Source organism: Metabacillus sp. YM-086, assembly GCF_048059995.1.
GTDB lineage: Bacteria > Bacillota > Bacilli > Bacillales > Bacillaceae > Metabacillus > Metabacillus litoralis_B.
This window is the reverse complement of sequence record NZ_JBLUOI010000008.1, coordinates 14,453-38,588: the sequence shown is the minus strand read 5'-3', so window position 1 is coordinate 38,588 and position 24,136 is coordinate 14,453. Positions and strand designations below refer to the sequence as shown.

The window sequence follows — 24,136 nt, the reverse complement described above, 5'->3', positions numbered from 1 at the left end:
TGAATAATTTCCGAGTAAATATTTTCAGTATTCTGCTATTTGTTACCGGTCAATGATAATTTATTGAATCTGGCAGTTCTAGCAGAAAGCTAAACTTTCTAAAAGGATGAACATGATATGAAAACAATAATAAATATCCCACTTAAAATTGTTGGTATTTTATTAATAATCTTAGGTCAAGGTATAATAGTAATTACATCAGTTGCCGGTTGGTTAATGTATATTATTACTGCATTTTTATTTTTTTCTGCAATTGCGATGAGCTTTACAGATTTAGATTTAGGTTCTAAAATTGCATTTTGGGTTCTAGCTATAATTTTCGGAGCAATTTCGACTAATATCTATGCATTACCTTTATATCTGGTGAGCGCCGGAAAACACTTGATTGAATTTGATTCAATTTAAATAATAAACTGATTTTAAAATGATGATATCAAGGTAACCGTAATACTTAGTATTGCAAACTTCTAATGGAAAAATGTTTTATCCCTTTGGTACTAATCAATCGAATTGATATAAGAGAAGACGGCACTCCGGTTATACATTACCGATTTGCCGCCCCATCAAAATAATGTCGTGCTACTTCTTGCTTTTCTTCCTTTTTTCTCACTCTTTTTCAGGCTTTTGGGCTTCTTAGGAACCCCTCACACTTTTATTCAAGCATTGATAGGGCCAAGCTTCTATCAGGCTTTTTCCACTTATTTTCAATCGGGCAAAAAGGATGGGATTCTTATTCCCACCCTCTTTGTTCTTTCTTTTCTTCCTGCTTATATCCACACATCTTCCACAAGCAAATTAGAACTTTGTTTTGATATTTCTATCGCTTGTTATGTCGCACAGGTTATTATTGGTTTACATATTCAAAACAAGTTGCGTCACACACTCCACATGCGTCGTATGCGGAAACATATCCACTGGCTGCACCTCAACCGTCTTATATCCACCTAACTCCAACACCTGCAAATCCCTCGCAAGCGTTCCAGGATTACATGAAACATAAACAACCTTCTTTGGTTTCATATCCAAGATTGTTTTCAACAATGCTTCATCACAGCCCTTACGCGGAGGATCCACGACAATCACGTCTGCCTGATTGCCTTGCTTGTACCATTCAGGAATAACAACTTCTGCTTCACCAACTGCAAACTCTGCATTAGAAATGCCGTTTAGCTCTGCATTTCGCTTAGCATCTTCTATTGCTTCTGGAACTATTTCCACACCAAAAACTCTCTTGGCTTTTTGGGCAAGAAACAAAGAAATCGTCCCAATTCCGCAGTAAGCATCGATTACAAATTCTTCACCTGTTAATTCAGCGTATTCTAATGCTTTTTCATATAGCACCTTTGTTTGCTCTGGGTTTACTTGATAAAAAGAGCGTGCAGATATGGCAAATTTTACGTCGCCAATTTTGTCGTAAATATACTCTTCTCCCCAAAGCACATTTGTTTCATCGCCAAAGATAACATTTGTTTTTTTGTTATTAATATTTTGCACAACTGACTTCACTTGCGGTAGTTGATTTGTTATTTCAGTGATAACCTCATTTTTATGTGGAAAGTCAGCCGTTCTTGTTACAAATACAACCATGATTTCCTTTGTCACAAGTCCATACCGAACCATAATATGACGAAGCCAGCCTTTATGCTTTTCTTCGTTATAAGCACGAATGCCATGTTTTTCACAAATGGTTTTCACCGCTTGAACAACGTCATCGTTCTCAGCTTGCTGAATGAGACATCTTTCCATATCAATGATGTCATGGCTTCTTTTTTGATAAAAGCCAGCTACTAGACCGCCCTCACGTTCACCTACTGGAACCTGAGCTTTGTTTCGGTAATTCCAAGGATTCTCCATTCCTAGAGTCGGATGTACAGTTACTTGGTTTAAATCTAGTTTGCCTATTCTAGCAAGGACCTGCTCCACTTGTTTTCGTTTAAAATCAAGCTGTCCTTCATAGCTAAGATGCTGAAGCTGGCAGCCCCCGCATTGAGAATAGATTGGGCAAGGTGCATCAATTCGGTTTTTACTTTGTTCATGGAGCTCAATTAGTCGTCCGAACGCGAAGCCTTTGTTTACTTTGATTACTTTTATTTTTGCTCGTTCATCCGGCAGTGCATTTTCAACAAAGATCGGAAAGCCTTCCACCTTTGCGACACCCGCACCTTCATGCGTTAAGTCCTCAAAGGTCACATCGTAATATTCATTTTTCATAACAGGTGCTTGAATTTTCGCCATGTTGTTCTTCCTTTTCGTACAAATTATTTCATTCATTTTACCATAACAATTTCAATAAAAAAAACTTGGCTATTATGTTCTGCCAAGTTCCTATTCTTCCATTTGTCTTACTTTTTCAGCCGACATGATTACGTCAATATGCTGATACATGTTGACGAATTCACCCGGTAGCATGCCACCGTATTCACCATCTAAATTCAATTGCATTTTATCTTTGTTTATTACTTTTACTCGATTTGCTTTTGTGTAGATAATATGTTCATCGTTTATATGGTCGCCTCTTAGAGCTAGGCTTGCAATACGGATGAACTCTGCTAGATTTGCCTTTTTCAAAATAAGAAGGTCAAACATCCCGTCATCTAATTTTGAATCAGGTGCAAGCTTTTCAAAGCCACCGACTGAGTTCGTTAGTGAAACAAGAAATAACATGATTTCACCTTGAAAAAGCTTACCATCATATTCAATTTCTACCTCAGCAGGGCGTATGGATGGTAACATTTCCATTCCTTTTAAATAATAAGCCAGCTGTCCAACCATTGTTTTCAGCTTACTAGGCACCTCGTATGTTAACTCAGTAAGACGACCTCCACCGGCAATATTGATAAAGTAATGGTCATTAACCTTTCCGATATCAATCTTCATAGGCGCACCCTCTAAGATAACATCTACTGCTGCAATCACATTATTTAATGGAATACCAATTGCTCTTGCAAAGTCATTAGTTGTTCCTACCGGAATTACAGCAAGCTGTGGGCGATTATCTAATTCAGCGATCCCATTCACAACCTCGTTGATTGTCCCATCTCCACCTGCTGCAACAATTAAGTCAAAGCCACGTTCAGTCGCTGCCTTTGCCGCTTGTATCGCGTCACCTTCACCTGTTGTTGCATGACAAGAGGTTTCATAGCCAGCTTGTTCAAATTTTTGTAGCACCTCTGGCAAATGTTTTTTAAACAGCTCTCTGCCTGAGGTAGGGTTATAAATAATTCTTGCTCTTTTCATTCACACATCATCCTATTTTCAAAGAAATGTATCGATATTTATATAAGTTAAATTCATTTATGATTATGTTCTGTTATCATTGTCTCCCATTTCTATGCTATCGAAACATGATAACCCAACTACCATTATCACCATGTTTTATATAAAAAGTAAAGTTTTTCATGCTAAATCATTTTAAACTTGTTACAATATAAAGCAATTAAAGCCGGAAAGAAGGGAAATCTATGGATGGATTAAATGATCAATATATACGTCGGATTCAACTAAAAAGAGAGGAAGTTCCTTCATTTAGAAAGTATCCATTCAACCTTCCTAGTGTAAAATCTCTTGATGAGTTAGAGCTTCATCCTCATGTTACTTTTTTAGTTGGAGAAAATGGAATGGGCAAATCCACTCTATTAGAAGCCATTGCCCTTGCAATTGGGTTTAATGCTGAGGGTGGTTCGCTTAACTTTAACTTTTCTACTTATGATTCTCACTCTGAACTAGATCACTACCTTAAGCTAATTAAAGGAACTGTCAAACCTAAAGATAGCTTCTTCCTTCGTGCTGAAAGCTTTTACAACGTTGCTTCAAGTATTGAAGAACTGGATAGAGAAGGTCGTGGCCCCCATATTATTGATTCCTTTGGTGGTGTTTCACTTCATGAGCAATCACATGGCGAATCCTTTTTCGCTACCTTTATGAATCGATTTCGCGGACAAGGCATTTATTTGTTGGATGAACCAGAAGCCGCCCTTTCTCCATTACGTCAGCTATCTATGATCACACGAATTGATGAGCTCGTCAAAGATCAATCTCAATTTATTATTGCCACCCATTCACCGTTAATCATGGCTTATCCTTCAGCAAAAATTCTTGAATTAACCGAAGACGGAATCCATGAGACAACACTTGAAAACACACATCATTATTCAATCATGAAGCAATTTTTCACAAATAAAGAAAGACTTCTTCACCACTTATTTCATGATGATTCCAATTAAAAGAGAGATCTACTTTGTTGTAGATCTCTCTTTCTTCTTATCTTTTTTGCATTTCTTCCATCAACAGTTTGTTTACCATTGGTGGGTTTGCTTGACCTTTAGTTGCTTTCATAATTTGTCCAACTAAGAAGCCAATTGCTTTTTGTTTACCGTTTTTGAAGTCATCAACAGATTGTGGGTTTGCATCGATTGCTTCGTTTACAAATTTACGTAGAGTTTCATCATCAGAAATTTGTACTAAGCCTTTATCTTTTACAATCTGCTCCGGATCTCCACCGTTCTCGATTAGCTCTTTGAAAACTTGTTTCGCAATTTTTGAAGAAATTGTTCCATTTTCAATGAGTTTAATCATCCCAGCTAAACCTTCTGGTGTAAGAGCTACATCGTTTAGCTCTTTTCCTTCAGCATTTAGATAAGCAGATACTTCACCCATTACCCAGTTTGAGGCTTGTTTTGCTTCAGCACCAGCAGCTAATGTTGCTTCAAAGAAATCGGACATTTCTTTTGTCATCGTTAATACTTGAGCATCATATTCAGGTAATCCTAGCTCATCAATATAACGTTTACGACGTGCATCTGGAAGCTCAGGAATGGAAGCACGAATTCTTTCCTTCCACTCATCATCGATGTAAAGCTCAACAAGATCTGGTTCTGGGAAGTAACGATAATCATCAGAACCTTCTTTCACACGCATTAAGATTGTTTTCTTTGTTGCTTCATCATAACGGCGTGTTTCTTGTTCAATCACACCACCTGAACGAAGAACCTTTTCTTGACGCTTTTCTTCATATTCTAATCCTTTTTGAACGAACGCAAAGGAGTTTAGGTTTTTAAGCTCCGTTTTTGTTCCGAATTCTTCCTGACCAACAGGACGCAAGGAAATGTTTGCATCACAACGAAGTGAGCCTTCCTCCATTTTACAATCAGAAACCTCCGTATACTGGATGATTGCTTTTAGCTTCTCTAAATAAGCATATGCTTCCTCTGGTGTACGGATATCTGGCTCAGATACGATCTCAATAAGTGGTGTTCCTTGACGGTTTAAGTCAACCAAAGAATAACCATCGTTTGAGTGAATCAATTTACCAGCATCTTCTTCCATATGAATACGAGTAATCCCGATACGTTTCGTTTCACCGTTTACTTCAATATCAATCCAGCCATTTTCACCGATCGGTTTATCAAATTGAGAGATTTGATAAGCTTTTGGGTTATCAGGATAAAAGTAGTTTTTACGATCAAATTTTGTTTCAGTCGCAACCTCACAGTTTAAGGCCATACAAGCCTTCATTGCGAAATCAACTACTTTTTTATTTAAAACAGGTAAAACACCAGGATATCCTAGCTCGACAACCGTCGTGTTTGTATTTGGTTCTGCACCAAAGTGGTTAGGTGCACTTGAAAAGATTTTTGAATCTGTTTTTAACTCAACGTGAACTTCAAGTCCTATGACCGTTTCATAATCCATTATTTTCTCACCCCTTACAGTTCAGGTTTTGCTTTATGATGATCTGTTGCTTGCTCAAATGCATGTGCAACGCGGTAAACTGTGCTTTCATCAAAATGCTTTCCGATAATTTGTAATCCAAGTGGTAATCCGTTTGATAAGCCACATGGAACAGAGATTCCTGGCACACCTGCTAAGTTAACTGGTATGGTTAAAATATCGTTTGCATACATTGTCATTGGATCTTTGACGTTTTCACCAATTTTAAACGCAGGTGTTGGAGTAGTAGGTCCAATAATTACATCATATTTTTCAAACACATCTTCAAAGTCTTTTTTAATTAATGTACGAACTTTTTGTGCCTTTTTATAATAAGCATCATAGTAACCAGAGCTTAATGCATATGTCCCAAGCATAATACGACGCTTTACTTCATTACCGAAGCCTTCTGCACGGCTTTGCTTATATAATTCAATTAAGTTCTCTGCATTATCTGAACGATGACCATAACGAACACCATCAAAACGAGCTAAGTTGGCAGATGCTTCTGATGAAGATAATAAATAATAAGTCGCAAGTGCATATTTAGAATGTGGTAACGATACCTCTTCCCATGTTGCACCAAGTCCTTCTAATACTTTTAGAGCATCAAGAACAGACTGCTTTACTTCTTCATTTACACCTTCACCTAGATATTCTTTCGGTACAGCGATTTTTAAGCCTTTTACATCACCTGTTAAAGATGAAAGAAAATCTGGTACTTCAACATTTGCTGATGTGGAGTCCATTTCATCAACTCCAGAGATGGCTTGTAAAAGGAATGCGTTGTCTTCAACAGAACGTGTTACAGGTCCAATTTGGTCTAGTGATGACGCAAATGCTACTAACCCAAAACGAGACACACGTCCATATGTAGGTTTTAAGCCAACAACCCCACAAAATGCTGCAGGTTGACGAATGGAACCACCTGTATCAGATCCTAATGAAAACGGAACTTCCCCTGCTGCAACCGCCGCCGCAGAACCACCACTTGATCCGCCTGGAACAGTTTCAAGATTCCATGGATTTCGTGTTGGCTTTATACTAGAGTTTTCTGTTGAAGAGCCCATTGCAAACTCGTCCATATTTAATTTACCAATTGTAACAGCTTCAGCATTTTGAAGATGCTTAACAACTGTTGCATCATAAATAGGATCAAAGTTTTCTAAGATTTTACTTGCACAGGTTGTGCGTAGGCCTTTCGTAACGATATTATCTTTTACACCAATTGGCATACCAAATAATAACCCGAACTCATTTCGGCTATTTAATGCTTCATCTAATTCTTTTGCATATGTACGTGCTTGATCTTCATTTAACGCAAGAAACGCACCAACTTTATCGTCAACTTCTTGAATTCGTTTATAAGATTCGTCAACTAAATCAGAAACAGTGATTTCTTTTTTATGTAAAAGTTCTTTTAATTCTGATATTTTGTGATCAAAAAGTGCCATGCTTGTCCCTCCCTTATTCTAAGATAGATGGTACACGAATATATCCATCTTCATGATCTGGCGCATTTTTAACAACTTCTTCATTGTCTAAACCTTTTTTCGGAACATCTTCTCTCATCACATTTTTCATGTCCAACACATGTGATGTTGGTTTCACATTATCTGTATCTACTTCGTTTAACTGCTCAGCAAACGTAATAATGGCATCTAATTGCTTGGCAAAAAGCTCTGCATCATCTTCAGTAATGGCTAAACGAGCTAAATTTGCAACGTGTTTTACTTGATCTGTCGAAATTCTAGACATCTTTCCTCTCACCTCCACAAAATCGTACAATCACAATACTCTGATGATACCAAATGAACATATAGTTAATCAACAATTGTAGTGAAAAGCAACCACAGTTGAGGCAAAGTTGTCTCCCCGTATTTTTATTTGCCAATTTATACGATTTATTTGCTGTTTCTTTAAATGTTTTATTTGACGTTTCTTAAGAGTTTTATTTGCTGTTTTATTACTTTTATTAGTCAAATTCCTATATATAATAGTTTTTCGACAAAGTCGCCACGTCACAAACAAACCGCTAGCACCATACTAGCGGCTCCTCAATTATTCAATCTCAATCTTCTTCGGCTTCTTTTTATCTAGCTGAATCTTCAGCAAGCCATGTTTATAACTAGCCTTCATATTTCGTCTCAATACATAATGAGGCAATGATACACTCTGAACTCCACCGACGTTCCTGTCTTGGTGACTTTGTTCTTTTACTTCAATTACCACATCGTCACCCCGGATTTCTACATTAATATCTTCCTTTGGCACACCAGGTAATTCAGCAAGAATGTTGAAGTGTTCAGATGTTTCTTTTACATCAACTGAAAAACATGCTGTTGATGCTGTTTTACGAAACGCATCATCAATGGAATCTAAAAGTGTACGCTTTGGACGACTTTGAAAAAACTCATTGATCATCCTCATCGGATCATTATTCCTCATGGCACACCCCTCCTCAAATCATCATTACTATATCTTATGAAGAATTGAGGAATTTGCCCCTATTAAACAATAACAAAAAGTAGGAGCCTGACTGAGGCCCCTACTTTTTCAAAAAATTTATGCTTTTGCTTGTTCGAACTCTTCTTCAATATCTTTAGAAGGAGCTCCTGTCGCTAAGCTGACAATTAGGACAGCAATCCATGCTAAGATGAAACCTGGTACGATTTCATAAAGACTAAATGAAATAGCCCCTGAAGTCGTTAATTGTTTCCATACTACAACTGTAACTGCTCCTACGATCATTCCAGCCAATGCTCCCCAACGATTCATTCGTTTCCAGAAAAGGGAGAGAATGATTACAGGACCAAATGCAGCGCCAAATCCTGCCCAAGCATAACTTACTAAATCTAATACAGAGCTGTCTGGATTTGAAGCTAGTAAAATAGCAATCAATGCAATAGCCGCAACTGAGATACGACCAACCCATACTAGTTCTTTTTCAGAAGCTTCTTTTCTTAAAATAGCTTTATAGAAATCCTCTGCTACAGCACTTGATGATACTAATAGCTGAGAATCAATTGTACTCATAATAGCAGCTAAGATCGCAGCTAATAGAATACCAGATACCCACGGATCAAATAGAACTTGTGTGAACATGATAAATACTTGCTCTCCATCTGCAATTGGTGCATCTGCAAAGTAAGCAATACCAGCAAATCCTGTGAAGATCGCTCCGAATAAAGCAAATACCATCCAAACTGTACCGATCATACGTGCTTTTGGTACATCTTTTTTAGAACGTAATGCCATAAAACGAGTTAAGATATGAGGCTGACCAAAGTATCCTAATCCCCATGCAAGTAAAGAAATAATCGCTAATGCTGACATACCAGAAAATGCATCAAGATAAATTGGATCAATTTCACCAACTGAGTTTACTGTTTCACCCCAGCCACCTAGTTTGTTAACTGCAACAATTGGAACAATAATTAATGCTAAGAACATTAGAATTCCTTGAATAAAATCAGTCCAACTTACTGCTAAGAAACCTCCAAGGAATGTGTAAGAAATGATAACAATTGCACCAATCCAAAGTGCTTGTGTATATGATAGGCCGAATGAAGCTTCAAACAACTTCGCTCCCCCAACCATGCCTGATGAAGTATAGAACGTAAAGAATAACAAAATAACTAATGCAGAAATAACACGTAATAGCTTAGAGCCATCTTTAAAACGATTTTCAAAGAAATCTGGAATCGTAATTGAGTCATTCGCAACTTCTGTATACGAACGAAGACGTTTCGCAACGAATTGCCAGTTTAAATAGGCACCAATTGCTAAACCTACTGCAATCCAAATTTGATTCATACCACCAGATGCATACACTGCACCAGGTAAACCTAGTAGTAACCAACTACTCATATCCGATGCACCGGCACTAAGCGCAGCAACACCAGGTCCAAGTCGTCTTCCACCTAAAACATAGTCTGACAGATCACTAGTCATTTTGTACGCAGCGATCCCGATTCCTAACATACCAACTAAATAAATAATAAATGTTACTAAAACACCTGTTTCCACTAATTCCTCACTCCCTTTCAGTAAAGTTTGTAATGATTGATAGTGCCACTAATGCTAACATTGGGACAAATAACCAAAACCACGTTGCTCCAGATAATGCATGTTCCATGAATGCTTCACCTCCTAAATGAGCTATCACCAAATCCTTATGCAGGCTTATGCAATTTCATGATGAATGAATAAAATAGTTTAATAGGACAACCAAACGCAAAACTCGTATAATATCGTAACATAGTTTGACAAACCGAACAAATTTTCCGATTGTAACAAAAATGGAAAATGAATAAATATTCACAAAAACGTATCAAATAGGCAAAATATCCTACTATAGATTATATCTATTCATAAAAATTTATAAAATTAAGTTCGCAAAACTCGAGGTTTTGCACATGATTTTTGATGAGAATTGTCTATCCTATTTCTAATTTAGTTAGATTTATAGAAGAAATTTTTTCATTTTTTTCTTATTTCTAAATGGGACTTTTTTGAATTTCTGGAGGAAACTCTCCATTCGTGATAAAATTGGACAAGGATAATTTCCGTCAGGAGTGATAGCATTGAAAAAATTTTTAATTGGCTTTGGTGGGTTATTAATCCTGCTTGGAGCAGGCGGCATCATAAATCATGTATCCATGGCATTTAAAGCTGTAGAGGAAGAAAGAGAGATGTACGGTGGCTCTGTTCAATTTATGCTGTTACAATTGATCGGCTCCCTTGGACCATATTTAACTTGTTTAGTTGGTGGCGGGATCATTATTGCCCTTGCTGCGTTTATTATTGAGTACCAAAAGCGTAGTGAGCTTACCTCTGAACTTATTAGAACTCTTTCAACACAAAGACTAGCCCCTATAGAAGAAACAAGAACGACCAACAAAGAATTACAGCCACAGGCTAAAGAGCAAAAAGATGAGACTGAGGAATATGAACTCTATCCCCAACAAGAGAGCCGAGAAGAACGACTTTATTGGAATGGATAATAATATAGAAAATAACAAGGGGCGTCCAGTAGAAGTGGACAGCCCCTTTGTTTTTATAACATTTCAGAAGTTGTTTTTGCTTGCATATGAAGAAGTAAATAATCTGGTCCACCTGCTTTAGAATCTGTTCCAGACATATTAAATCCACCGAACGGTTGATAACCAACAATGGCTCCTGTACAGCCACGGTTAAAATAAAGATTGCCAACATGAAAATCTTCTCGCGCCTTTTCAATGTGCTCTCGATTATTTGTAAGCACTGCACCTGTAAGACCATAATCAGTGTTATTAGCAATTTCAAGGGCATGATCAAAATCCTTAGCCTTACAGAAAGCAACAACAGGGCCAAAGATTTCTTCCTTCATAAGCCGCGCATTTTCATCTACGTCGGCAAACACTGTCGGCTCAATGAAATAGCCCTTTGAATCATCACCTTTTCCTCCGGCTACTAAACGTCCTTCTTCTTTTCCAATCTCAATATAACTCATTATCTTATCGTAGGCTGCTTGATCAATAACAGGTCCCATATACACGGAACGATCTTTTGTTTCGCCTACTGATAGATTTTTAGTTAGTTCAATCACTCGATCTAATACAGGTTGGTATACATCTTCAAGAATGACTGCACGAGAACATGCAGAACATTTTTGTCCGGAAAAGCCAAATGCAGATGCCACAATGGATTGTGCAGCCAATTCTAAATCAGCTGACTGATCAACAACTATTGTATCTTTACCACCCATCTCGGCGATCACACGCTTGAGCCATTTCTGCCCTTCATGTACTTTGGCCGCTCGTTCATAAATTCTCACACCTACATCTCTAGAGCCTGTAAAGCTAATGAATCTAGTACAAGGATGATCCACTAAATAGTCACCAACTTCTGAACCACTTCCAGGTACATAGTTAACAACACCAGCAGGTAAACCAGCTTCCTCTAGAACCTCAATAAACTTTGCTGCAACAACAGGTGTTGTACTTGCAGGCTTCAATAATACTGTGTTACCAGAAACAAGAGCTGCTGCTGTCATTCCTGCCATAATAGCAAAGGCAAAATTCCATGGTGAAATCACGATACCAACACCAAGTGGTATGTAATTAAATCGGTTGTATTCAATTGGGCGACTTTCTACAGAAATACCATCTTTTAAATCTAGCATTTGCCGTCCGTAATATTCCATAAAATCAATGGCTTCAGCTGTATCAGCATCCGCTTCATTCCATGGTTTTCCTACTTCTTTTATTAATAATGCGGAAAACTCATGCTTACGTCTGCGAACAATAGCTGCTGCACGAAATAAAATATCCGCTCTCATTTCAGGCTTTGTTTTACGCCATGTGTTAAATGTTTGATCCGCAATTTGCATCGCTTTCTCTGCATGTTCCCTCGTTGCCTTTGAGACGGTACCTATTACTTCTTGCTTATTGGCCGGATTCACTGAAACGATCTTATCGTTTGTAGAATAGCGCTTTCCACCAATCACTAAATCATAATCATGATTCAAATAAGATTGAACAACATTAAGGCCTTCCTCTAGCGCCTGTTTATTTTCTTCCACAGAAAAATCAGTAAACGGTTCGTGCTTGTAAGGTACTACCATATTCCTTCGCCTCCTAGGGGAAATATTTGAAATCTCTTAGACCAAAAAAGAATAGTTAAAAACATTTCCATGTCTTTAACCATTCATGCTTCATTCGTATGCAGCCAAATATATAGAAATGATTAATACCTCAAATCTAATGTTAAGCAGAAAAAAACAAGCTAAGAACGAATCTTAGCTTGTTTTTTTATTTATATATATGAACTGTTGGAGTTTCCTGATTTGGTTCTTTTAGAACAAGAGCTTCTTGTCCAGAGTTGGACATGATATTCACTTCAAGAGAAATGTAATCTGGGAAGTAATCCATGACCTTTCCTGTAACAAATTGAGTAAAAGCAACAACCTCGGCTTTTCCATAAAATTGCATTGGAATTTCAATATCCAGGTAGTTTAACTCCCCATTTTTATAGAAAGCTTTTCCGATAACCCCAGTGTAATTAGGGAAAAACTCTTCAATATCCTGTTTAAATCGATTAAACATTTGCGCATCATCACGGTAAGCTTTCGTTCCCTCTGTTGATGGGAAAAAGTAGTATTCTTCATCTATTTCTTCCCATTTCGCTAAAGAATTACTACCTTGTTTTACGACGTTTTTAGCAACAAAGTTACCAGGTACAATCGAGGATTTTTCTTCTTGTTCATATAAAGCAAACACAATTGGAACATTTTCTAATCCTTTTGTTTTTCTCACTCGATTAATAACTTCCTGCGCTATTTCGTTTCCTTTAGATAGAATTTCTTCTCTACTTATTTTGTGCTCTCTAGCATATCCGTCTTCTTGTTTAAAATAGTAAACAGAATTCATCGCTAATCCGATCACAACACCTCCTAATTCAACTGTATCATCATTACGAATTAAGTAGTTATGCTCAAGCATATGAGCTAAATAAATTGGGTTTTCTTTATTTTTTTGTTCCAGATTGTCATTTCCCTCAGGAAGTGCTGGGTTTAAGCCAAGCTCCACATATTCTTTTTCATCTTCTTTGGCTGCAGCTTGTGCTTCTTCTAGTGCTTTTCCGGTTAGCTTTCTTTTTAACCAGCTGTTTATTACATCACCTTTTAAATACTGTCCCTCTTGGTATAGATATTCCTTTTCAGTTGGGAATGTATCCTGCGCTACTCTCATTAATCCCGTTTCAAATTCATCTATATCCAAGCGTGTGTTTAACTGCTGTGAAACTAGTCCTCTCGCTTCCCCTGACTTGAAAGGCAGTATCATTTTGTAGTACGAATCTGAAATATTATATTTAGGGATGATCGCTTTTTCCTTTGATTCATCCTCTGTTTCCTGCACGATTTCCTCTTGCTCTCCAAAGTTAGGTGCACAGGCAGTTAATAGAAACATGCTTGTTAACACCATAAATAGTTTCTTTTTCAATTTAAGTCCACACCTCTTATTTTATACATTTCGTTAGGACTGTTTGTTATGATGACTGACTCTCGTTATCTAATTCTTCTACTAGTCTGTTTTCATCCCATACTTCTATCTTTAAATCTTCTGCTTTCTTGAGCTTGCTTCCTGCTGCTTCGCCTGCAATGACAAGATCAGTGCTTTTACTAACACTTCCTGTAACTTTACCACCTAAGGCTTCAATTCTTTCTTTTGCTTCATTTCTTGATAATTGCTCTAGCTTCCCTGTTAGGACAATTGTTTTTCCAGCAAAATATGAGTCACTATCCTCGGGCTTCACTAGCTTTGGTCCTTTATAGGCTGTATTAACACCTAGTGACTGAAGCTCACTAATAAGATGCTGCACATCAGGATTTTGGAAGTATGTTGTAATGGCATCTGCCATTTTTTCACCAATTTCATTTATGGCTACTAATTCTTCCAAAGTCGTTTGTTGAAGATTTTCAATTGTCTCATATTGCTGCGCTAAAGTTTTAGCTGCTTTCGCCCCAACATGACGAATTCCTAACCCAAAAAGCAGTCGTTCAAGAGAATTCTCCTTCGATTGTTCAATCGCATGTAATAAGTTGTCTGTTGATTTTTCACCCATTCTTTCAAGCTCAAGTAATTGTTCTCTTGTTAGACGGTATAAATCAGCAACATCTTTAATTAACCCTTCTTGGAACAGCTGAGCAACAACACGTTCTCCAAGACCGTCAATATTCATCGCATTTCTAGAAACAAAGTGAATTAGGCCTTCTTGGATTTGAGCTGGACATTGCGGGTTAATGCAACGTAGAGCAACTTCTCCTTCAATTCGAACAAGCTCACTTTCACAAGCAGGACAATTCGTTGGCATAGTAAAAGTTTGTTCTTCTCCGGTACGTTGTTCTACTAACACATTAACAACCTCAGGAATAATATCACCTGCTTTTTTCACAACAACTGTATCACCAATTTTGATATCTTTTTCTCTAATCAAATCCTCGTTATGAAGAGAAGCACGTTGAACCGTTGTGCCCGCAACTCGGACAGGTTCTAAAATAGCAGTTGGTGTGATCACACCTGTTCTTCCTACACTCAATTCAATATCTAACAGCTTCGTTGTGACTTCTTCTGCAGGAAACTTATAAGCAACAGCCCAACGAGGACTTTTTGCTGTGAATCCTAATTCATCTTGCTGCGCTAGAGAGTCCACCTTTATCACAATACCATCAATATCATAAGGTAAAGATGCTCTTTTTTCTTGAAGGTTTTCAATAAGAGTGATAACTTCATCAATGCTTTCACATTTTCTTCGCTCTTTATTTGTTTTAAACCCTTCTTTTTCTAGAAAATCTAACGCTTCGCTATGTCTGTCAATACCTGTTCCACCTAAGTCCGCAATGCTATAAACAAAGATGTCCAAATTTCTTTTCGCAGCAATTTTAGGATCAAGCTGTCGGATAGATCCAGCAGCTGCATTTCTCGGATTCGCAAACGGCTCCTCTTCAAGCTGTAAACGGAGCTCATTTAATCGTTCAAAGGAAGCCTTTGGCATAAATACTTCTCCACGAGCCTCAAGAGAAACATCTGTTTTAAGTCTTAGTGGGATAGATCGAACTGTTTTTAAGTTTTCTGTAATATCCTCACCTGTTGTTCCATCTCCTCGTGTTGCTCCTTGAATGAACAGCCCATTTTCATAGCGAAGAGAAACGGCCAAGCCGTCAATCTTCAATTCCACAACATATTGAACATCACCACCAACAGCTTGTCTTACTCTGCGGTCAAAATCACGTAAGTCTTGGTCATTGAAGGCATTTCCAAGGCTAAGCATTGGTGTTCTGTGCTCAACCTTTTGAAAAGACTCAAGCACACCACCGCCTACTCTCTGTGTTGGTGAATCTGGCGTTTTCAGTTCTGGGTACTCTTCCTCAAGTTTTGAAAGTTCCTGAATAAGCCGATCATATTCTGCATCTGAAACGCTTGGTTGATCAAGTATATAGTATTCATAATTATATGTGTTTAATAACTCATGAAGCGCATGAGCTCTCTCTTGTGCTGATTGTTTATCCATTAAGATATCCAATCCTTTCTACCGGAAATTGGTTTCTAGGTTCTATATTATTAAACCCGATTAATAGGTGCAAATGCAGCTAATAGTCGTTTTATGCCGACTGGGCTTGGAAAAGCAATATCTAATTCCTTTCCTTCTCCCGAGCCTTTTACACTTACAACTGTACCAATTCCCCATTTTTTATGTTCAGCTTTATCACCAACAGCCCAAGAAATAGCTTCTCCTCCTGTTGATGAAGGTGTGACTACAGGTCGAGATACCGGTGGTCGCTTTTCTTGACGTTCTTGGCGACGAGCTGCACTAAAGGAAGAAACAGATTTCTTTGCTTGTTCATTCAAGTTTTCAATTAATTCACTTGGAATTTCTCTAATAAAACGAGATTCTGGATTCATATTTGTTTTACCAAATAACGTACGCATTTGGGCATTCGAAAGGAAAAGTTCCTGCTCTGCTCTTGTAATTCCAACATAGGCGAGACGGCGCTCCTCTTCCATCTCATCTTCTTCCATTAAGGAACGACTATGTGGGAAAACACCTTCTTCAAGACCGATTAAAAAGACAACAGGAAATTCAAGACCTTTTGCAGAGTGAAGCGTCATTAAGACAAGGGCATCACTTTGTTCTTGCTCATCTTCATCTAGTTTATCAATATCTGAAACAAGTGCTAAATCAGTTAAAAAAGCAACAAGACTTTTATCTTCATTTTGCTTTTCGAATGTTTGGGTAACAGATAAGAACTCATCGATATTCTCTAAGCGACTTTGTGCCTCTAACGTTTTTTCCTGCTTCAGCATTTCTCTATATTCGCTCTTCTCAATGATTTCTTCTGCAAGCTCTGTTACTGATAGATAATCCTGCATATTCCCAAGATTACGGATCATTTCCCGGAAATCTGTAAGAGCATTGATCACTCTAGCACTCACACCAATTTGTTCAATTTCATCTAAAGCCTGAAAAATCGATAAATCATGAGCGATCGCGTAATTTGCGATTTTATCAAATGAAGTTGAACCTACACCACGTTTTGGCACATTTATAACACGAGCTAAGCTTATGTCATCATCTGGATTAGCAATTAATCGAAGGTATGCTAGTAAATCTTTAATCTCTTTACGATCGTAGAACTTAATGCCTCCAACAATTGTATAATTCAAGTTTGACTTCAGCAGAACTTCCTCAATAATACGAGATTGAGCATTCGTACGATATAAAATGGCAATGTCAGAAAGCTTTCTTTGACCTGAATCAACTAACTGCTTAATCTTTCCTGCAACGAACTGACCTTCTGCCGATTCACTGTCAGCACGATAATAGGTAATTTTGGAGCCAGGCTGATTCTCAGTCCATAGATTTTTTGCTTTACGGTTTGAGTTTTGTTTGATCACTTCATTTGCTGCTTGTAGGATTAACTGTGTAGAACGATAGTTTTGTTCCAGTAAAATCACATTTGCTTGAGGATAATCTTTTTCAAATGAAAGGATGTTCGCAATGTCAGCACCACGCCAGCGATAAATCGATTGATCCGAGTCACCAACAACACAAAGATTTTGAAAACGAGCAGCTAATAGCTTTACAAGCATATATTGGGCTCTATTCGTATCTTGATACTCATCAACATGAATATATTGAAACTTTCGTTGATACGATTCCAGTACTTCTGGTACACGTTGAAATAATTGAATAGTGGTCATAATGAGGTCATCAAAATCTAGTGACTGGTTTTTACGTAGCTTCTTTTGATAATCTTTATAAATATCACTAACAATTTGTTCATAATGACTTCCCGCTTGTTTTTCAAATTCCTCAGGTGTAATCAGTTCATTTTTGGCACTACTAATGGACCCTAGTAAGCTTCTAGGATCATGTTTTTTCGGATCAAGGTTTTTCTCTTTTAAAATGGTTTTAATAACCGACAATTGATCTGTCGTATCAAGAATAGAAAAGTTACGATTAATTCCCATTCTGTCACTATCTCGACGTAAAATTCTTACACACATGGAGTGAAACGTTGAAATCCAGATTTCATCTCCGCCAGAACCAAGAATTCCTTGAATTCTCTCTCTCATTTCTCTTGCTGCTTTATTTGTAAACGTAATCGCTAGTATATTCCACGGAGCTATTTGCTTTTCTGTCATTAAATAAGCAATTCGATGAGTTAGTACTCTTGTTTTTCCACTCCCGGCTCCAGCCATAATCAATAAAGGACCATCTGTTGTTTTTACCGCTTGTTGTTGCCTATCATTCAAACCTTCAAGTAACTGATTTGATAAAAATTGCAACCAATCCACCACCCTATTCTAAAACATATGTTCTATTTTATCGTCATTTCTATTATCATTCAATAATGCTAAAGGAGAATTTTATTTTGCTTCTTTCACTGCATCAACCGTTTTTAGTGCTGACTTTAAGTCATCATAGATAACATTCCCTACAACCACTACATCAGCATATTTAGCAAAGTTTTTAGCTTCTTCCGGTGAGGTAATTCCTCCACCATAAAATAGCTTTGTATTGGTAAGTACCTTTTTTGTTGCTTCAACAACAGCAAGGTCCCCTAACATCCCACTGTATTCCAGGTAAAAGATTGGAAGATGAAACAGATTTTCCGCTACACGGGCATAAGCTTTTACATCTTCAATCGAAAGCTCAGTATTAGCATCTGTTAAAGCTGCAGCCTTACAATCTTGATTTAGGATGCAATATCCTTCTACAATAATTTCATCCCAGTTCATGACATCTCCATATTCCTTCACAGCTTCTTGATGAAGGTCCATCATCCATTTCGTTTTACGACTATTTAAGACTGTTGGAATAAAATATAGATCAAAACCAGGAATAATAGATTCTGTTGTGGAAACCTCCAACACACAAGGAATAAGATAACGGCGAACCCGGGACATTAGGTTTAACACATTTTCTTCTGATATATTATCACTTCCACCAACTAAAATCGCATCTGTTCCAGACTCACATATTTTTTCTAAATCTTCATCACTTATATCTTTATCAGGATCGAGTTTAAAAACATGTTTCCACTCGGTAATATCATACATTACAGGACTCCTCCATTCAAAAACATCCATTTCCCTATTATAACAAATTACATGAAGGCAAAAAACTTAAAAGGGGAGGAAGATACTTGAAGATTAGAAAACTAAGGCTTTCACCAAGTCTAATGGCGAAAGCCTTAATTTTTAGTAAAAAATAAAAGCACCGTTATAATCGGTGCTTTCACTTTATTCTTCTTCTATTTCCTTTTCTCCATGAACACGTTCAAGAGCCATTGTGTAAGCATCATTTCCATAATTTAAGCAACGTTTAACGCGGGAAATCGTTGCTGTACTTGCTCCAGTCTCTGTTTCAATTTTATGATACGTATATCCATCACGCAGCATTCTAGCTACTTCAAGTCGTTGTGCAAGTGATTGGATTTCGTTTACAGTACATAAATCATCAAAGAAACGATAGCATTCCTCTAAATCTTTTAATGACAAAATAGATTGAAAAAGTTGATCTAATTCTTTTCCACGAAGCTTTTCTATTTGCATAATCTATTCATTCTCCTTTTACTATTACGATTGAATTAGAAATTGATCCAAAGATGGGACGACATTTACCCATGTTCTTCCCGGCACCATCTTTACAATTTCCCCATCTTTTACCGGTAGAATTCGACCATCATGATTCTCCCATTCTACCTCCTGCATCATACCCTTTTGCAGTAGTAGAGCTTTTCCTCCTGATGTTATGTCGATTGTACGCCTGCCTTCTTTATCAATCACCTTATGTTCCATTTGAACAACAAAGATATTTGTTAGTTCTAGAGAATCTCCACTTTCTAAGTCAACCGTTTCTTCATTTCCACTATATCTTTTATAGGTTTGTTCAGTTTGATTATACTCGTATGTGCTTTGCCATGTTTCAGATTTGTCATATTTTATAACAAACTTGTTTACCTGCTCTCCCTTTATCTCCTTCATTTCTTCCTCAGTAAGAAAATTGAATGGGATAACATCTTCCGTCATTGTATATTGTTTTAACTCTGCACCTTGTAAGATATTGTCCTTTGAGATATATGAATTATGAGGCGCGTTACGATGATCTGCCCTCCAAAAAAGAGTGCCATCGTGTAACATGCCGTTTATATGATCAACCTCATTACTTACAAGCCTCTCTTTTGCCGAAGGACTCCATCCATGGCTAATATATAGGGCATGAAATCCTTTGCTTATATCAATATAATAATCCCTAGCACTTCTAACCGGTCCTATTATATCAGGTACTTCACTTTGAAATACAGCTAAAAACCTTGTAATATTCCCTTCTGCAAGTACTTCATATACAACGTCTGCTTTCGTTAATCCGGATTGCGGCCTCGCTTTAGGATGATTATTAATCATCACAGCAACTGGACGTTGTGTAATATTCTGCTCTTCTGTTGCTATTCCGGTTAGAGGATAGATAACGCTTTCTTCAACTTCAACCTCTGCAACGACTGGTTCATCTTCTTGCTGAACAACATCATCTTTTTTAACAATGCTTTCGGCTTGGTCCTCGTTTTGATTACATGCACTTAAGAAAACAAGTAATGATACGATAACCAATGAATACTTACCCTTAATCAAACTAACACAACCTTATCTTATTATTACACTTTTATATTTTAACGCATTATAGATGGAAAGAGTACCGTTTTTTTCATCACATCAAAAATCCCTCTTGGTGTAATTCGTATATATGGTAAATGAGTGGATGACAGAAATAGCAATGAATGAATAGGATCATCAAAACTGTATCCCCTTTCTTGTAATAAAGAGGTCAATTTTGCTTGCTTATCAATAACATGTGTAAGCTCTTCATTTGAAGCTCCCCCGTTTAATTGAAGAGGCATTTCAAAAATCACTTCATTGTTTTCTGTCAGGACAATACCTCCACCCATTTCCTTCATTCTTTCAAAAGCAGCAAGCATTTCTGTTTTTTGTTTTCCAATGATAATAATATCTCCAGTTGTTGAATAGGAGCTTGCAAAGCCTTGAACATGGTTGGCAAAGCCCTTTATCACCGTATTAATTCGCCACTCACCATTACGGTCAATTAAAGCTAAAAAGCTTTCATCATGTTTTTCGGACAAATCATTTGCTGAACTATCAATAGTAACAGAGTATGGTTCCATGATGACCGCATTTCGCATTTTCATACCTAGTGGCATAGAAAATTGTAGATCGTCCATTGTTAAATCCCATTTAAAATCAACCGGTTCAAGACCATATTGATTCCAATCGACTTCATGGTCCTCTTGTTGAGGAATTCCATCTTGCATGATCCATTTTCCTTTTGTCATGACCGCTATTGGGTCAGGACGGTCTATTGATTCAAGAATATTAAGCGTTGCTACCCTTCCTGGGGCAATAACCCCGATTCTGTCTTCTATTTGATAATATTTTGCAACATTAAAGGCCGCCATATTATAAGCATCAATTGCAGGAACATTGCTATCAAGCGCTATTTCTATACAACGGTTAATCATACCTTTTTCATAAAAGTCAGGGTTGGCTCCATCTGTTGTGTAGTATAAATGATCGTAAGTTGTGAGACCTTCATCCTGAACCTCTTTTATCAGCTTACTTAAGTCTGGTCTTATAGATGATTGCCTTAACGCTGCTGTGTACCCCATTTTTAACCGGTTCATAACATCCTTTCCGGTCATTGATTCATGGTCACTATCAACACCAAATAATTTCATTTTTGTTAATGTATTTTCCGAGGCACCAGGAAAATGTCCTTCGAGCCTTTTACCTTTTCGCTTTGTTTCCTGTAGCCAATAAAGAATCCAATCATCACCATCTCTAAGCTTAGGCCAGCCCGTTAATTCACCACCCTGTAAGACTGAATGATGCTCTAACCATTTTTTCACAAAATCATGTGAAAAGATTTTTTCTTCAGAATGTACTTCTGTTTGTAGATCAAATCTTGCCCACCAATAAAAATGGTAAGGCAACTTATCCATATCATCAATAAAAGTAAGCGCTTTCTTTTTGTTGCAACGTAATAGCAGAAAAAGGTTATCACTTATTAAGGTTGTTGTACCCGTTTGTGACACATACTTTGCTAATGTGTGGGGATTATATAACTGAAATGGATGAGCGTGTGGCTCAATATATCCTGGTACTACCACTTTAGCAGAACAATCAATTACTTCTGTTTCTGTTGTTTGTTCAGGTAAATTGTCTCCCACATAGACGATACGATCATCGTAGATCCAGATATTAGCTTTAATCCATTGTCTTAAATATGAGTTAAGATATGTGACGTTTTTCAAAATTGTTGTAGATGATAATTTGTTCGATAATACATCTATCTGCTTTCGTATTTGACTGTTTTTCCATAGAAATTTTTGTTCGGGCATAAAAAATCCCTCCAATTTTTGTAAGACTATATAAATTCTATGTTAACACAGGAAACTTATTAACGCATTAAAGTTTTATTTCAATTTAATGACAAATATGGGAGGTAATGATTTATTATGGTGCGACCAAATATAGGTATCGTTAATGCTTTAATTCGTATAACATGTGGCCTTTCTGTTTTATCATGGGCTACTTCTAAATATTGTAAAAAGCCATGGAGAGATTCCTACCTTATTGCCATCATCCTAGGTGCAATGAAGGTTGGTGAAGGTATTTTACGCTTCTGTCCGATCACCTATTTATTTGAAAATTCATCATCAACTTTCTTCTTTGATGATGATGAAGAAGATTACTTTGACGATGAAGAAGATGCTGTTACGTACAACCCTTCATAACGACTTTGAAAAATGAAAAATGGGACTGGCCATTAGTAGCCAGTCCCTTATTTAAACAGGAGGTGTATAAAATGTTTTTAGAATATTTAACAGATATGTCTTTTATTCTTATTGCACTAATCGGCGGGATTGTTGCATTACTTTTCGTCTTTATTAAGAAACGCCGTGCTTAATCGCTTTATTGCCAATATCTTTACGATAGAATAAAGCTGGTACAGAAATCTTTTCAACTAACGCATATGCTTGCTCTTGTGCGTCACTAATTGTTTCACCATATCCAGAAACAACAAGCACACGTCCACCGTTATTCACAAACTGATCATCAACTTTCTTTGTTCCCGCATGGAAAATGACTGCCTTTTCATGCTTCTCAGAAAGTTGTCCAATTGGAAGACCTTTTTCATAATCATTAGGGTAGCCTTTTGAAGCTAGTACGACACCAAGAACAGCTTCTTCTGACCATTCTAATTCCACAGGTTCTTCATTCAAAATTGATAATAATGATGATACTAAATCCGATTTCAACCTTGGTAAAACAACCTGAGTTTCCGGATCACCAAAGCGAGCATTAAATTCAATCACTTTAGGGCCATCATTTGTTAAAATAAGACCAGCATATAAAATTCCTGTAAATGAACGACCTTCACTTACAAGAGCCTTTGCAGCAGGCTTCAATATTGTTTCAACTGCGGTATTTACTACTTCATCTGAAATTTGTGGTACAGGAGAATATGCACCCATTCCACCAGTGTTTGGCCCTTCATCATTGTCATAAGCACGTTTATGATCTTGAGCAATGACCATTGGATAAACATTTTCACCCTTCACAAATGCCATTAATGAAAATTCTTCCCCAGCAAGAAATTCCTCAATAACAACAGAGCTTGAAGCATCACCAAATTTTGCATTTTCAAGCATATCTGTCACACTGTCTAAAGCAACATCTAGTGTTTCAGCAACAGTTACACCTTTTCCAGCTGCTAACCCGTCAGCTTTAATAACAATAGGTGCACCTTTTTGTTCAACGTAAGATTTTGCTTCATCTACATTCGTAAACGTTTGATACTCCGCTGTAGGAATTCTATATTTAATCATAAGTTCTTTGGCGAAATTCTTGCTACCTTCAATAAGTGCAGCTTCTTTTCTTGGACCAAATATTTTTAAGCCTTCACGTTCAAAGTCATTCACAATTCCGTTTAGTAATGGAACTTCTGGGCCTACGATTGTTAAATCGATATTTTGCTCTTTTGCAAAGGCAACTAGTGCTTCATTATCATTTTCACTAATAGCTACTCTTGTTGCAAACTCATTCATTCCATCATTGCCAGGTGCAACAAAGACCTCTTCTACAAGATTGCTTTGTGCTGCCTTCCAAACTAACGCATGCTCACGTCCGCCTTGTCCGATAATCAGTACCTTCATGAATACACCCCACATATATTTTATTGCACTTTGATTTATGTTTATCTGCTAAAAGCTATTATCCTCTTGTTAATATCTTGTTCTACAGAAGTTAGATATCAGAGGTTAGAATAGAAGCAATTGGCAAACAGCCAATTGCTAGATTAAGTA

General features: G+C 37.2%; 21 protein-coding genes. 5 read left to right on the top strand and 16 right to left on the bottom strand.

Annotated features, from left to right (window positions below; all coding sequences use genetic code 11):
* Nucleotides 1–117: 117 nt before the first annotated feature.
* Nucleotides 118–405 (top strand): hypothetical protein, encoded by a 288-nt coding sequence (locus ACEWK1_RS05465; protein ID WP_247339263.1) that lies wholly within the window; start codon nt 118–120, stop codon nt 403–405.
* Nucleotides 406–852: 447 nt separating this feature from the next.
* Here the strand turns inward: ACEWK1_RS05465 and rlmD are convergent, their stop codons facing one another.
* Nucleotides 853–2,235, bottom strand: a complete 1,383-nt coding sequence (rlmD, locus tag ACEWK1_RS05460) for a 23S rRNA (uracil(1939)-C(5))-methyltransferase RlmD (protein WP_416635759.1) — start codon at nt 2,233–2,235, stop codon at nt 853–855.
* A gap of 90 nt (nt 2,236–2,325) precedes the next feature.
* Complete coding sequence (locus ACEWK1_RS05455) at nt 2,326–3,237, bottom strand: diacylglycerol kinase (protein WP_212138170.1); 912 nt, start codon at nt 3,235–3,237, stop codon at nt 2,326–2,328.
* Between the two features lie 224 nt (nt 3,238–3,461).
* On the opposite strand from ACEWK1_RS05455, the gene ACEWK1_RS05450 reads away from it, so the two are divergent.
* Nucleotides 3,462–4,223: an AAA family ATPase gene (locus ACEWK1_RS05450; protein ID WP_212138171.1), complete on the top strand. Its 762-nt coding sequence runs from the start codon at nt 3,462–3,464 to the stop codon at nt 4,221–4,223.
* Nucleotides 4,224–4,260: 37 nt separating this feature from the next.
* Here the strand turns inward: ACEWK1_RS05450 and gatB are convergent, their stop codons facing one another.
* The 5 genes from gatB to putP all read right to left on the bottom strand — a co-directional run bounded on the left by gatB (nt 4,261) and on the right by putP (nt 9,738).
* Entirely contained in the window at nt 4,261–5,691 is a 1,431-nt protein-coding gene (gatB, locus tag ACEWK1_RS05445) for an Asp-tRNA(Asn)/Glu-tRNA(Gln) amidotransferase subunit GatB (protein WP_416635758.1), read from the bottom strand.
* Nucleotides 5,692–5,705: 14 nt separating this feature from the next.
* Nucleotides 5,706–7,163 carry an Asp-tRNA(Asn)/Glu-tRNA(Gln) amidotransferase subunit GatA gene (gene gatA / locus ACEWK1_RS05440; RefSeq protein ID WP_416635757.1) on the bottom strand — a complete coding sequence of 486 codons (1,458 nt, stop codon included), beginning with the start codon at nt 7,161–7,163 and terminating at the stop codon, nt 5,706–5,708.
* A gap of 13 nt (nt 7,164–7,176) precedes the next feature.
* Entirely contained in the window at nt 7,177–7,467 is a 291-nt protein-coding gene (gene gatC / locus ACEWK1_RS05435; protein WP_212138174.1) for an Asp-tRNA(Asn)/Glu-tRNA(Gln) amidotransferase subunit GatC, read from the bottom strand.
* A 303-nt stretch (nt 7,468–7,770) separates the two neighbouring features.
* Nucleotides 7,771–8,157, bottom strand: a complete 387-nt coding sequence (locus tag ACEWK1_RS05430; protein WP_247339254.1) for an Hsp20/alpha crystallin family protein — start codon at nt 8,155–8,157, stop codon at nt 7,771–7,773.
* 117 nt (nt 8,158–8,274) lie between these two features.
* Nucleotides 8,275–9,738, bottom strand: a complete 1,464-nt coding sequence (putP, locus tag ACEWK1_RS05425; protein WP_247339253.1) for a sodium/proline symporter PutP — start codon at nt 9,736–9,738, stop codon at nt 8,275–8,277.
* 557 nt (nt 9,739–10,295) lie between these two features.
* On the opposite strand from putP, the gene ACEWK1_RS05420 reads away from it, so the two are divergent.
* Nucleotides 10,296–10,715, top strand: a complete 420-nt coding sequence (locus ACEWK1_RS05420; RefSeq protein WP_247339252.1) for a hypothetical protein — start codon at nt 10,296–10,298, stop codon at nt 10,713–10,715.
* A 53-nt stretch (nt 10,716–10,768) separates the two neighbouring features.
* Here the strand turns inward: ACEWK1_RS05420 and pruA are convergent, their stop codons facing one another.
* From pruA to ACEWK1_RS05380, 8 genes are all read right to left on the bottom strand, one after another.
* A complete protein-coding gene (gene pruA / locus ACEWK1_RS05415; protein ID WP_247339250.1) occupies nt 10,769–12,316 on the bottom strand; it encodes an L-glutamate gamma-semialdehyde dehydrogenase in 1,548 nt (515 codons plus the stop codon).
* Between the two features lie 187 nt (nt 12,317–12,503).
* Entirely contained in the window at nt 12,504–13,694 is a 1,191-nt protein-coding gene (locus ACEWK1_RS05410) for a CamS family sex pheromone protein (RefSeq protein ID WP_247339248.1), read from the bottom strand.
* A gap of 46 nt (nt 13,695–13,740) precedes the next feature.
* Nucleotides 13,741–15,762: an NAD-dependent DNA ligase LigA gene (gene ligA / locus ACEWK1_RS05405; protein ID WP_379053564.1), complete on the bottom strand. Its 2,022-nt coding sequence runs from the start codon at nt 15,760–15,762 to the stop codon at nt 13,741–13,743.
* A 50-nt stretch (nt 15,763–15,812) separates the two neighbouring features.
* Nucleotides 15,813–18,041, bottom strand: a complete 2,229-nt coding sequence (pcrA, locus tag ACEWK1_RS05400) for a DNA helicase PcrA (RefSeq protein WP_379053566.1) — start codon at nt 18,039–18,041, stop codon at nt 15,813–15,815.
* Nucleotides 18,042–18,122: 81 nt separating this feature from the next.
* Entirely contained in the window at nt 18,123–18,815 is a 693-nt protein-coding gene (locus tag ACEWK1_RS05395) for a heptaprenylglyceryl phosphate synthase (protein WP_247339246.1), read from the bottom strand.
* A gap of 183 nt (nt 18,816–18,998) precedes the next feature.
* Nucleotides 18,999–19,310 (bottom strand): YerC/YecD family TrpR-related protein, encoded by a 312-nt coding sequence (locus ACEWK1_RS05390; RefSeq protein ID WP_098797700.1) that lies wholly within the window; start codon nt 19,308–19,310, stop codon nt 18,999–19,001.
* Nucleotides 19,311–19,334: 24 nt separating this feature from the next.
* Nucleotides 19,335–20,387 carry a DUF3048 domain-containing protein gene (locus tag ACEWK1_RS05385; RefSeq protein WP_247339244.1) on the bottom strand — a complete coding sequence of 351 codons (1,053 nt, stop codon included), beginning with the start codon at nt 20,385–20,387 and terminating at the stop codon, nt 19,335–19,337.
* A 38-nt stretch (nt 20,388–20,425) separates the two neighbouring features.
* On the bottom strand, nt 20,426–22,168 hold the full coding sequence (locus tag ACEWK1_RS05380) for an adenine deaminase C-terminal domain-containing protein (RefSeq protein ID WP_247339242.1): 1,743 nt from the start codon (nt 22,166–22,168) through the stop codon (nt 20,426–20,428).
* 117 nt (nt 22,169–22,285) lie between these two features.
* On the opposite strand from ACEWK1_RS05380, the gene ACEWK1_RS05375 reads away from it, so the two are divergent.
* Together ACEWK1_RS05375 and ACEWK1_RS05370 are read left to right on the top strand one after the other, a co-directional pair.
* Entirely contained in the window at nt 22,286–22,564 is a 279-nt protein-coding gene (locus tag ACEWK1_RS05375; RefSeq protein WP_176551100.1) for a DUF2892 domain-containing protein, read from the top strand.
* Nucleotides 22,565–22,635: 71 nt separating this feature from the next.
* Nucleotides 22,636–22,737 carry an EYxxD motif small membrane protein gene (locus ACEWK1_RS05370; RefSeq protein ID WP_331275793.1) on the top strand — a complete coding sequence of 34 codons (102 nt, stop codon included), beginning with the start codon at nt 22,636–22,638 and terminating at the stop codon, nt 22,735–22,737.
* Here ACEWK1_RS05370 and purD read toward each other — a convergent pair.
* Nucleotides 22,718–23,986 carry a phosphoribosylamine--glycine ligase gene (gene purD / locus ACEWK1_RS05365; protein WP_247339237.1) on the bottom strand — a complete coding sequence of 423 codons (1,269 nt, stop codon included), beginning with the start codon at nt 23,984–23,986 and terminating at the stop codon, nt 22,718–22,720. The two genes, ACEWK1_RS05370 and purD, sit on opposite strands and share 20 nt — an antisense overlap.
* Nucleotides 23,987–24,136: the final 150 nt, after the last annotated feature.

Bases quoted from the DNA above. Each gene is read 5' to 3' on its own strand.
- ACEWK1_RS05465 (WP_247339263.1), top strand. From the start codon at position 118: ATGAAAACAATAATAAATATCCCACTTAAAATTGTTGGTATTTTATTA.
- rlmD (WP_416635759.1), bottom strand. From the start codon at position 2,235: ATGGCGAAAATTCAAGCACCTGTTATGAAAAATGAATATTACGATGTG.
- ACEWK1_RS05455 (WP_212138170.1), bottom strand. From the start codon at position 3,237: ATGAAAAGAGCAAGAATTATTTATAACCCTACCTCAGGCAGAGAGCTG.
- ACEWK1_RS05450 (WP_212138171.1), top strand. From the start codon at position 3,462: ATGGATGGATTAAATGATCAATATATACGTCGGATTCAACTAAAAAGA.
- gatB (WP_416635758.1), bottom strand. From the start codon at position 5,691: ATGGATTATGAAACGGTCATAGGACTTGAAGTTCACGTTGAGTTAAAA.
- gatA (WP_416635757.1), bottom strand. From the start codon at position 7,163: ATGGCACTTTTTGATCACAAAATATCAGAATTAAAAGAACTTTTACAT.
- gatC (WP_212138174.1), bottom strand. From the start codon at position 7,467: ATGTCTAGAATTTCGACAGATCAAGTAAAACACGTTGCAAATTTAGCT.
- ACEWK1_RS05430 (WP_247339254.1), bottom strand. From the start codon at position 8,157: ATGAGGAATAATGATCCGATGAGGATGATCAATGAGTTTTTTCAAAGT.
- pruA (WP_247339250.1), bottom strand. From the start codon at position 12,316: ATGGTAGTACCTTACAAGCACGAACCGTTTACTGATTTTTCTGTGGAA.
- ligA (WP_379053564.1), bottom strand. From the start codon at position 15,762: ATGGATAAACAATCAGCACAAGAGAGAGCTCATGCGCTTCATGAGTTA.
- ACEWK1_RS05395 (WP_247339246.1), bottom strand. From the start codon at position 18,815: ATGTATGATATTACCGAGTGGAAACATGTTTTTAAACTCGATCCTGAT.
- ACEWK1_RS05390 (WP_098797700.1), bottom strand. From the start codon at position 19,310: ATGCAAATAGAAAAGCTTCGTGGAAAAGAATTAGATCAACTTTTTCAA.
- ACEWK1_RS05380 (WP_247339242.1), bottom strand. From the start codon at position 22,168: ATGCCCGAACAAAAATTTCTATGGAAAAACAGTCAAATACGAAAGCAG.
- ACEWK1_RS05375 (WP_176551100.1), top strand. From the start codon at position 22,286: ATGGTGCGACCAAATATAGGTATCGTTAATGCTTTAATTCGTATAACA.
- ACEWK1_RS05370 (WP_331275793.1), top strand. From the start codon at position 22,636: ATGTTTTTAGAATATTTAACAGATATGTCTTTTATTCTTATTGCACTA.
- purD (WP_247339237.1), bottom strand. From the start codon at position 23,986: ATGAAGGTACTGATTATCGGACAAGGCGGACGTGAGCATGCGTTAGTT.